The sequence below is a fragment of the Allobosea sp. 05T438 genome (assembly GCF_056396025.1).
The window spans coordinates 45,514-53,625 of record NZ_JBFTKQ010000022.1 but is presented as its reverse complement, the minus strand read 5'-3'; the positions used below and the strand labels follow the sequence as shown (position 1 = coordinate 53,625).

At 64.6% G+C, this 8,112-nt stretch carries 8 protein-coding genes and 1 pseudogene; 1 reads left to right on the top strand and 8 read right to left on the bottom strand.

The genetic code is table 11. The annotated features are described in order from the left end of the window. Positions 1-19: 19 nt before the first annotated feature. Entirely contained in the window at positions 20-700 is a 681-nt protein-coding gene (locus tag AC1DIN_RS26220) for a carbonic anhydrase (protein ID WP_476811872.1), read from the top strand. A 259-nt stretch (positions 701-959) separates the two neighbouring features. Here the strand turns inward: AC1DIN_RS26220 and AC1DIN_RS26215 are convergent. The 8 genes and pseudogenes from AC1DIN_RS26215 to AC1DIN_RS26180 form a co-directional block, all read right to left on the bottom strand. After that, positions 960-1,106: pseudogene (locus tag AC1DIN_RS26215) on the bottom strand (integrase); the annotation flags it as partial. A gap of 908 nt (positions 1,107-2,014) precedes the next feature. After that, the gene (locus AC1DIN_RS26210) at positions 2,015-2,659 is read right to left on the bottom strand and encodes an amino acid ABC transporter permease (protein ID WP_476811866.1); all 645 of its coding nucleotides are present in this window, start codon (positions 2,657-2,659) and stop codon (positions 2,015-2,017) included. Further along, on the bottom strand, positions 2,656-3,324 hold the full coding sequence (locus AC1DIN_RS26205; protein ID WP_476811865.1) for an amino acid ABC transporter permease: 669 nt from the start codon (positions 3,322-3,324) through the stop codon (positions 2,656-2,658). The genes AC1DIN_RS26210 and AC1DIN_RS26205 overlap by 4 nt, the downstream gene beginning before the upstream one ends. Before the next feature lie 3 nt (positions 3,325-3,327). Next, complete coding sequence (locus tag AC1DIN_RS26200; RefSeq protein WP_476811864.1) at positions 3,328-4,125, bottom strand: transporter substrate-binding domain-containing protein; 798 nt, start codon at positions 4,123-4,125, stop codon at positions 3,328-3,330. A gap of 24 nt (positions 4,126-4,149) precedes the next feature. After that, positions 4,150-5,253 (bottom strand): ABC transporter ATP-binding protein, encoded by a 1,104-nt coding sequence (locus tag AC1DIN_RS26195; protein ID WP_476811863.1) that lies wholly within the window; start codon positions 5,251-5,253, stop codon positions 4,150-4,152. 9 nt (positions 5,254-5,262) lie between these two features. After that, on the bottom strand, positions 5,263-6,096 hold the full coding sequence (locus AC1DIN_RS26190; RefSeq protein WP_476811862.1) for an ABC transporter permease: 834 nt from the start codon (positions 6,094-6,096) through the stop codon (positions 5,263-5,265). Next, the gene (locus AC1DIN_RS26185; protein ID WP_476811861.1) at positions 6,093-6,983 is read right to left on the bottom strand and encodes an ABC transporter permease; all 891 of its coding nucleotides are present in this window, start codon (positions 6,981-6,983) and stop codon (positions 6,093-6,095) included. The genes AC1DIN_RS26190 and AC1DIN_RS26185 overlap by 4 nt, the downstream gene beginning before the upstream one ends. Before the next feature lie 5 nt (positions 6,984-6,988). Then, positions 6,989-8,056 (bottom strand): ABC transporter substrate-binding protein, encoded by a 1,068-nt coding sequence (locus AC1DIN_RS26180; RefSeq protein WP_476811860.1) that lies wholly within the window; start codon positions 8,054-8,056, stop codon positions 6,989-6,991. Between the last annotated feature and the right edge of the window lie 56 nt (positions 8,057-8,112).

The following is an 8,112-nucleotide window of genomic DNA, read 5'->3' as shown; positions in this document are numbered from 1 at the left end:
TGCCCGGCCCGCATTCGGATTGTCCCGCCGCGGCCTTTTTTCTGGCATGGCAGCCTTAACCGCCGCCGCAACGCTTTCACCCCAGGTCTTTGCCCAGACTGCACCACAGAATGCGATCACGCCAGACGAGGCGCTGAAGCGGTTGATGGATGGCAATGCGCGCTATGCGGCCAATACCTCGGCCAATCTGGATTATTCGGCCGGCCGGGCCGCGCGGGTCACGGTCCAGCACCCGATCGCTGCGATCCTGAGTTGCGCGGATTCACGCGTTGCACCGGAGCTCGCCTTCGATCAGGGACCCGGCGACCTGTTCGTGGTTCGCCTCGCTGGCAATTTCGTCAACGATGACGGGCTGGCGAGCCTCGAATATGCAGTGAAGTTCCTCAACACGCCGCTCGTTATGGTCCTTGGCCATTCGCGCTGCGGCGCCATCGATGCCGCGATCAAGGTCGTGCGGGACGGGGCGGCCCTGCCGGGCCATCTCCAGGAAATGGTCCGCGAAATCAGGCCCGCCGTCAAAGCTGCCAAAGCCGACAAGCCGGACGATGTTCTCGCTGCGGCGATTGCAGAGAATGTCCGCCGGGGCGTGCGGCGCCTCGAAACGGCCAAGCCGATCCTCGCGGATTTCGTGAGGAGCGGGAAGGTCAAGGTGGTCGGCGCCCATTACGAATTGGCGAACGGGAAAATCACTCTGCTCTGATGGCTCCGCGGGAAATTATTCCGCTCGCCCAGGCCGATCAGCCTTTACCCAGGCTTCTTGTCACGAGGCGGCTCAGCCCGTCGGTAAAGGTGCTCGCCGTCCAGGACGCCGGAAGCCTCGAGGAGAAGATGGGCGACCTCACCACGCAATGTCCTATCTACCACTCCGGCCAGAGCCATGCCCCCCGCATGCCGCGAGTTGACTTCGAGGATCAGTTTCGCGGCGCTGTCGATACGACCGGCGACGCCGAGCAGGTGCTCAGCCTAATGGTTCCGGCGAGCACGACGTCGGCCACACGAAGCCGGACGAGATCGCAGCCACGTAGCTTGTTGTCGATTGCGAGATTGAACATCGCCAAGTCTCGCACGCAATGTTTGTGCTGCAGCCGTGTCCTGATCGCCCAGATGTGGCGCCTTCAGTGTGACTCAGCTCCCAAGCGTGACCCCGCCATAAATTGTGAGTAAATATTGAATATGAACAATTATCTTCATTTCGCGAGGGGTCACGATCGGCGCCGATCGTGACCCCTCGCCGAACGAAGATATGTCATTTAAGTCAGTGAGTTAAGGGAGGTTTCTGAGGGGTCAGACTTCGGTGCTTACTCACACATTTCGGCCAACGGAGCCCGTATATCGACGTGAAGTCACGAACTATCGCCCTCGCGTTCGTACTGGGCTAGCTCGGCGTTAGGCTCTTCGAAGAGTTCATCCGAAATGTTCGGTGTCCGCGAAACCGGCAGCAGGCCAATCGCGCGGATCTGCAAGCGGAGAAGGATGAGGGCCCACTTGCTGTTGGATTGCGGCCAGATTGTTTCAGATGTTTCGGACTTGGGGCGGCTTCGAGCGCCATGCCCTTCCCAGCAAGTAGCTTGAGCTTCTGGAGCTCCTCTGATGTCCAGGGTTGGCGGTGCCGTTCGAAACGCTCGGTCACGATATGCTCCTATTTTGACGAGACATCGGCGGCATTCCGCACTCGTAGCAGAAGTGGGCAGAGCTTGGTCAAACATTCGCGCCACGCAACCCGTTGTTTGCGCCATTTCCGGACATTGGGCTGTCGCCAGGAAGCGGACATTTTGCGCCACCATGCCGGGTGCACACGCTCGCTCCGAAAGGGTGACCCCAGCGTCGCTGAAGATATGCCTCGACATGCGGCGGAGTTGATTGTTCGCCTGGTCGAGAGGAACGCCGAGGAGGTGGCCGACAGCCCCTTCGAACCACAAGGGTTCCGGAGACGCTGAGCATAGGGACAGATTCATCTGAACAGAGCGCAACCCAGCGGATCTTTCAGCCAGAGTGGCCAGCCGGGATTTGCTCCTCAGGCCGGCTTGAGTGCCTGCAGATGACGGGCGTAGCGGGTCAGCGGCAGGCAGATGACGAAGTAGATCAGGGCGACCAGGCCATAGACCGTCAGCGGCTCGAAGGTCGCGTTCGAGATGGCGTTCGAGGTTCGCATCAATTCGTCGAAGCCGATGATCGAGGTCAGCGCCGTGCTTTTGACGAGCTGCACGAGGTAACCGACGATCGGCGCCCTGGTGATCGCGAAGGCTTGCGGCAGGATCACGAGCCGCATCTGGTAGGGATAATGCAGGCCGAGGCTCCTGGCGGCATCCCACTGACCTTTCGGCAGGGCCTCGACCCCACCGCGCCAAATATCCGCAAGATAGGCGCTGGCGCTGAGCGACAGGGCGACGACGGCGGCGAGCCAAGGCTCGATGCGCAAGCCGAGTAAGGGCAAGCCGAAGAAAACCAGGAATAGCTGCATCAGCAGCGGCGTGCCCTGGAACAGCCCGATATAGGATTCCGCGAAGCGACGCAGCCAGTCACGCCCCGAGACCCGTGCCAGCAGCACCGCCATGCCGAGGACGGCACCGCCGACGAAGGCGACGGCCGAGAGCAGGATCGTCCAGCGCGTCGCCAGCAGCAGGTTGCGCAGAATATCCCAAAAGGTGAAATCCATCACGGCGCTCCTCCGATCAGGTATTTCCGCCCGGAGAGATGCAGGATCCGGCGCAGCGCGATGCTCAGCGCCAGATAGACCATGGTGACGATGAAATAGGTCTCGAAGGCACGGAAGCTGCGGGCCTGCAGCATGTCCGCCTCATAGGTCAGCTCGCGCACCGAGATCTGCGATACGGCGGCCGATTCCAGCATCATGATGATGATCTGGCCTTGCAAGGCAGGGAAGATCACCTTCAGCGCCTGCGGTAGGACGATCTTGACGAAGACTAGCATGGGCCGCAGGCCGAGCGCATGCCCGGCCTCCCTCTGCCCCTTGGGGACGGCATCGAGTCCCGCCGCAACGATCTCCGTCCCATAGGCTGACAGGTTGATCGTCATCGCCAGGATTGCGGCGACGGCGGGGTCGAGCCGCAGGCCCAGGCTGGGCAGACCGAAGAAGATGAAGAACAGCTGGGCCAGGAACGGCGTATTCCGGATCAACTCGACATAGCTGCCAACTGCGCGGCGCAGCCGGGGGGAGCGGCTGCGTATTGCCGCCGCCCCCAATACGCTACAGACGGTTCCGAGCACCGCCGTGACGGCGATCAACCCCACCGTCGCCACCGCGCCGCGCGCGATGGGTTCGGCGGCCTGGCTCAGCCAGTCGAAGTTGAGGTTATAGGCCAAGTCTTACAGATCCTTGGGATCGAGCGGCTTGCCGAGCCATTTGATCGAAGCCTTGTTGAGCGTGCCGTCGGCGAGCAGCTTGGCGACGATCTCGTTGAGCGCCTGCTTGAGGCGCGGCTCGTTCTTGTTGAGCGCGATATGGTCCGGCGAGGTCATGAGCTGGAACTTCTGCTCGGGTTTCAGTGTCGTCTGGCGCGACAGCACCTGGGAGCCGACATCGTTGCCGACGGCCATCAATTGCGCCTGACCGGAGATGAAGGCCTGGATGACGGAATTGTAGCTGTCGAAGCGCTTGATGTCGGCCGAGGGCGGAGCGGCCTCGGTCAGCGAGGTGTCCTCCAGCGTGCCGCGGCTCACCGCGATCGACTTGCCGGCGAGATCGGCCTTGCCCTCGACCTTCACGGCCTGCGGGCCGATGACCGCGATGTAGTAGGGAGCGTAGGCGGCCGTGAAATCGATCACCTTCTCACGCTCGGCACTGTGGCCGACGCTGAGCAGGATATCGACGCGACGCTCGGTCAGGAAGGGGATGCGGTTCTGACCGGTCACGCTGACCAGGCTCAGCTTCACCTTCAGGGCGCTGGCGATGATCTCGGCGACGTCGATATCGTAGCCCTTGAGGCTCATGTCCGGAGTGGCCGACGAGAAGGGCGGGAAATCGGCGAAGACGCCGACCTTGAGCGTGCCGGCCTTGGTGATGTCGTCGAGGGCGTCGGCACGCGCCGATGCGGTGGCAAGGCCGATCCCGGCCAGCAGGCCGAATGCCAGCAGCGATGTCTTGAGCGAGGCGGTCGTGGTCATGTCGTTCATCCTTTCCTGAGAACGCTAGAGTGAAGCCTGAGATGCGGCCCGGTTGCCGGCCGGCAGCGTGATGCAGGCGTCGACCGGAAAGCCGATCGTCACAGCCTTGCCCGGATCGAGACCGTCCCCGACGCGATTGGCCTGCATGACGAGGAGCTGGTCGCCGCCACTGGTCTCGACGAGGATCTGGCGGGTCGCGCCGAGCAGGGCGACGTTGAGAATCCGCCCCTTCGCGCTGTTGACCATGCCGTCCGGGCCAGAGTTATCGGCCGCGCTGAGGACGATGTTCTCCGGCCGGACGCAGATATCGATCGCCTCCGCATCGCAATGGGGCACGGTGAGCGACAGGCCCGAACGGCTGACGGCCTGGGCGAGGCCGGTCTCGCACCGCGTGACCCGGGCCTCGATCCAGTTGGCGCGCCCCATGAAATCGGCGGCGAAGCGCGAGCCCGGGCGGCCATAGACGTCCGACGGGGTGCCGACCTGGACGATGCGGCCGGACTGCATCAGGAAGACGCGCTCGCCGAGGCTCATCGCCTCCTCCTGGTCATGGGTGACGACCATCGCCGTCGAATTGACCGCCGCCAGAACCTGCTTGAGCTCGGCACGCAGATCCTGCCGCAGCTTGGCGTCGAGCGCCGAGAGCGGCTCGTCGAGCAGGACCAGGCCCGGCCGCGTCGCCAGGGCGCGGGCCAGGGCGACGCGCTGCTGCTGGCCGCCGCTGAGCTGCTGCGGCCGGCGCGCGCCGAAGCCTTGCAGCCTGACCAGCGCCAGCATCTCCTCGACACGGTCGGGGATCTCGCGCTTGTCGGTGCCGCGATGGCGCAGCCCGTAAGCAATGTTCTCCGCCACGGTCATGTGCGGGAACAGGGCATAGTGCTGGAACAGCAGCCCGACATTGCGCTCATAGGGCTTGAGCGCGGTGACGTCCCGCCCGCCGATGCTGACCGTGCCGTGGTCGGGGCGTTCGAAGCCGGCGATGATCCGCAGGATGGTGGTCTTGCCGCAGCCGCTCGGCCCCAGCAGGGCGACGGTTTCCCCGGCGGCGATCGAGAAGGAGACGTCATCGACGGCCGTAACAGTGCCGAAGCGTCGGCGTATTCCGTGAAACTCGACGGCGTTGCTCACGGCTCCCCCCTATGAACAAAACAGGCCCTGGCCCAGCAGCCGGTCGAAACCGACGAAGCGCTCCAGGACGATGATGAGAATGGCGGTGACAGCCATCAGCAGGACAGCCGCCGCGGCGATCGAAAGATCGAAGGAGGCGCGCATGCTGCTGACGAGCGCGACGGGGAGCGTGTAGGTCGACGGGTCGGTCAGGAACATGCTGACCGCGACATCGTCCAGGGAGACGGCGAAGGCGAAGACGGCACCGGTGACCATGCCGCTGCGGATCAAGGGCAAGGTGACGGTCCAGAAGGCCTGGCGCTCGGTCGCACCCAGCACCAGGGCGGCCTCGGTCAAGCGCCTGTCGCGGCCGGCAAGGCTGGCGAGCACGGTGCGCACGACATAGGGCAAGGTGATCACGACATGCCCGCAGAGCAGGCGGGTGAAGCCGTCGACGATGCCGATCCGCGACAGGAACAGCAGCAATCCGAGGCCGATCACCACCGCCGGCACGACGAGCGGCGAGAGAAAGGCCGCCATCAGAAGACCGCGCCCGCGGAAGTCGCCTCGGTCGAGCGCGACCGCGGCGGCGGTCCCGACCAGCACGTCGATCGTCGTCGCCAGCACGGCGATCTTCAGGCTCGTTGCCAGGCCGGTGGCGACATAGTCCAGCGAGGCCAGCTTCTCGAACCAGCGCAGGGACAGGGCCGGCGGCGGCAGCGGTCCGAGAAAGCTGCGTGAATCGAAGGCGAGCAGGCAGGTGACCAGCAGCGGCGTCACCAGGAAGGCGAGCATCAGCGTGAGCGTCGCAACCATCGCGCCGCCGAGGATGCGGTCGCTCAGCCGTTTCATCGTGCCGTTCATGAGCGGGCTCCCTTGCGCCGCTGCGCCAGCGAAGCCAACGACAGGACCAAGAGCGAGATGACGAGCATCGCGATCGAGACGGCAGCGCCGCTGGGGTAGTTCGCGACGTCGCTGAAGCGCGTGTAGATCGTGTTCGACAGGAACAGCACCCGGCCCTTGCCCAGCACCATCGGAATGACAAAGGCGCTGATCGCGAAGGTCATGGCGATCAGGAAGGCCGAGACCAGCCCCGGCAGGGCGAGCGGCACAGTGATGCCGAGATGCGCCTTCCAGGCCGGGGCGCCGAGCGATTGCGCGGCGTCGCAGAGCCGCGGATCGATGTTCTGGATCGTGCCCAGCAGGGTCAGCGTGCAGATCGGCATCACGGCATGCAGCAGGCCGGCGCCGACCAGAACCTCGATATAGCCGCGGCTCGTCGGCGAAATCCCCAGCGCCAGCAACAGCGGCCGCGCGATCCCCACCGAACCGAAGGCGAGCTCCAGCGCATAGGTGCGCACCAGCATGCTGAGGAGCACGAGCATCACCAGAAGGCCGATGCAGGCGGCACGCTGACGCGGCGAGAAGCGCCGCACGATGCAATAGGCCAGCGGAAAGGCTGCCAGCAGCCCGGCCAGCGAAGCCGCCGCGCTGAGCTTGAAGGTCTCGTACAGCACGCCGGCGAAGGAAGGCGTCGCGAGCTCGCTATAATTCTCCAGCGTCAGCGGCGCGTCGACGGCCGAGCCGATCCGGCCCGGCACATATTGCTTGAGGCTTTCCAGCACGAGCCCGAGCAAGGGCAAGGCGAAGATACCGAGCAGGATGAGCAGGCCGGGCGCAAGCAGCACGAGCGACATGCGCGCCGGGGTCGGGGCCGGGATTGCCGGCTCCTGCGTTCGGACGGCGGTCACCGCGCTCATAGCAGCGGCGCGATGTCGGATTCCCAGCGCTTGGCCCAGGCGTCCTGCTGGCTGAGCACGACCTTGTAGTCGGGCACATGGACGAAGCTCTCGAATTCCTTCGGCGTGAAGGCGAGATGGGCCAGCTCCGGCGGTATCGCGGCCTTGCCGTTCAGCGGCGCTTCGCCGGCGATCTTCGCGTAGAGAGCGCTCATTTCCGGGCTGATGGCGAAATTGATGAAATCGCAGGTCGCCTTGCGATTCGGCCGGTTCTTCATCACGGCGAAGCCGCTCTGGTAGAGGAAGGTCGCCATGCCGGCCTGCTTGGTCAGGCGGGTGATCTTGAAGTTCTTCGCGACGGCGGCCCAGCTCGGCTCGGCAAAGAAGCCGGCGGAGGTCTCGCCGGAGGTGAAGGAATTAGTGAAATCGACGTCGGTCACGGCGATGCGGCCGATATTGCCGGATTTCGCCAGATCCTTCATAAGCTTCCAGCCGGGCTCCATGTTGGATTCATTGCCCCCGCCCTGCAGAGCGAGCGCGACGATCTGGAGCATCATGCTCTGGGTCGGCCCGGGCCAGCAGATCGCGCCCTTGAGACGCTTGTCGAAGAGATCGTCGATCTTGCTGATGGCGAAGGGGGCGGTGTCGGTGCGGTAGCCGAAATACATGCCGCCGACAGCGCGGGGCACCGCTTTCACATTGCCCTTGGCGTCCCGCATCATGATCTTCTCGGGGATGTCCGCGAGATTGGGGACGTCGGCAGCCGTGATGGTCTCGACCCAATCCTCGGCGATCATGCTGTTGAAGGAGCCTTCCCAGCCGGCGATGTAGTCGTAATCGACCTTGGGCCAGGCCGCCTTGATCTTCGGCAGAATGGCGCCGGCGCCGCCCTGGTGCAGCACCCAGTTGAACTGCGCCCCATTCTGCTTGGCCGCGATCTGCTTCATTGCCTCGACGACGTCGCCGCCCCATTCGGCAGCGGTGAGGCCCGTGGCCGCCTGGGCTCTGCCCAGAAGAGGGCCAGCCAACCCGACCGCGCCGCTCGCGCCGATCAGGGATAGAACGTTCCGGCGTGTCATCGTCATGGCATCAGGTCCTTCGCGCCAAAGGGTCGAGGGGCCGCGGGCTGTGCCGATCGCAT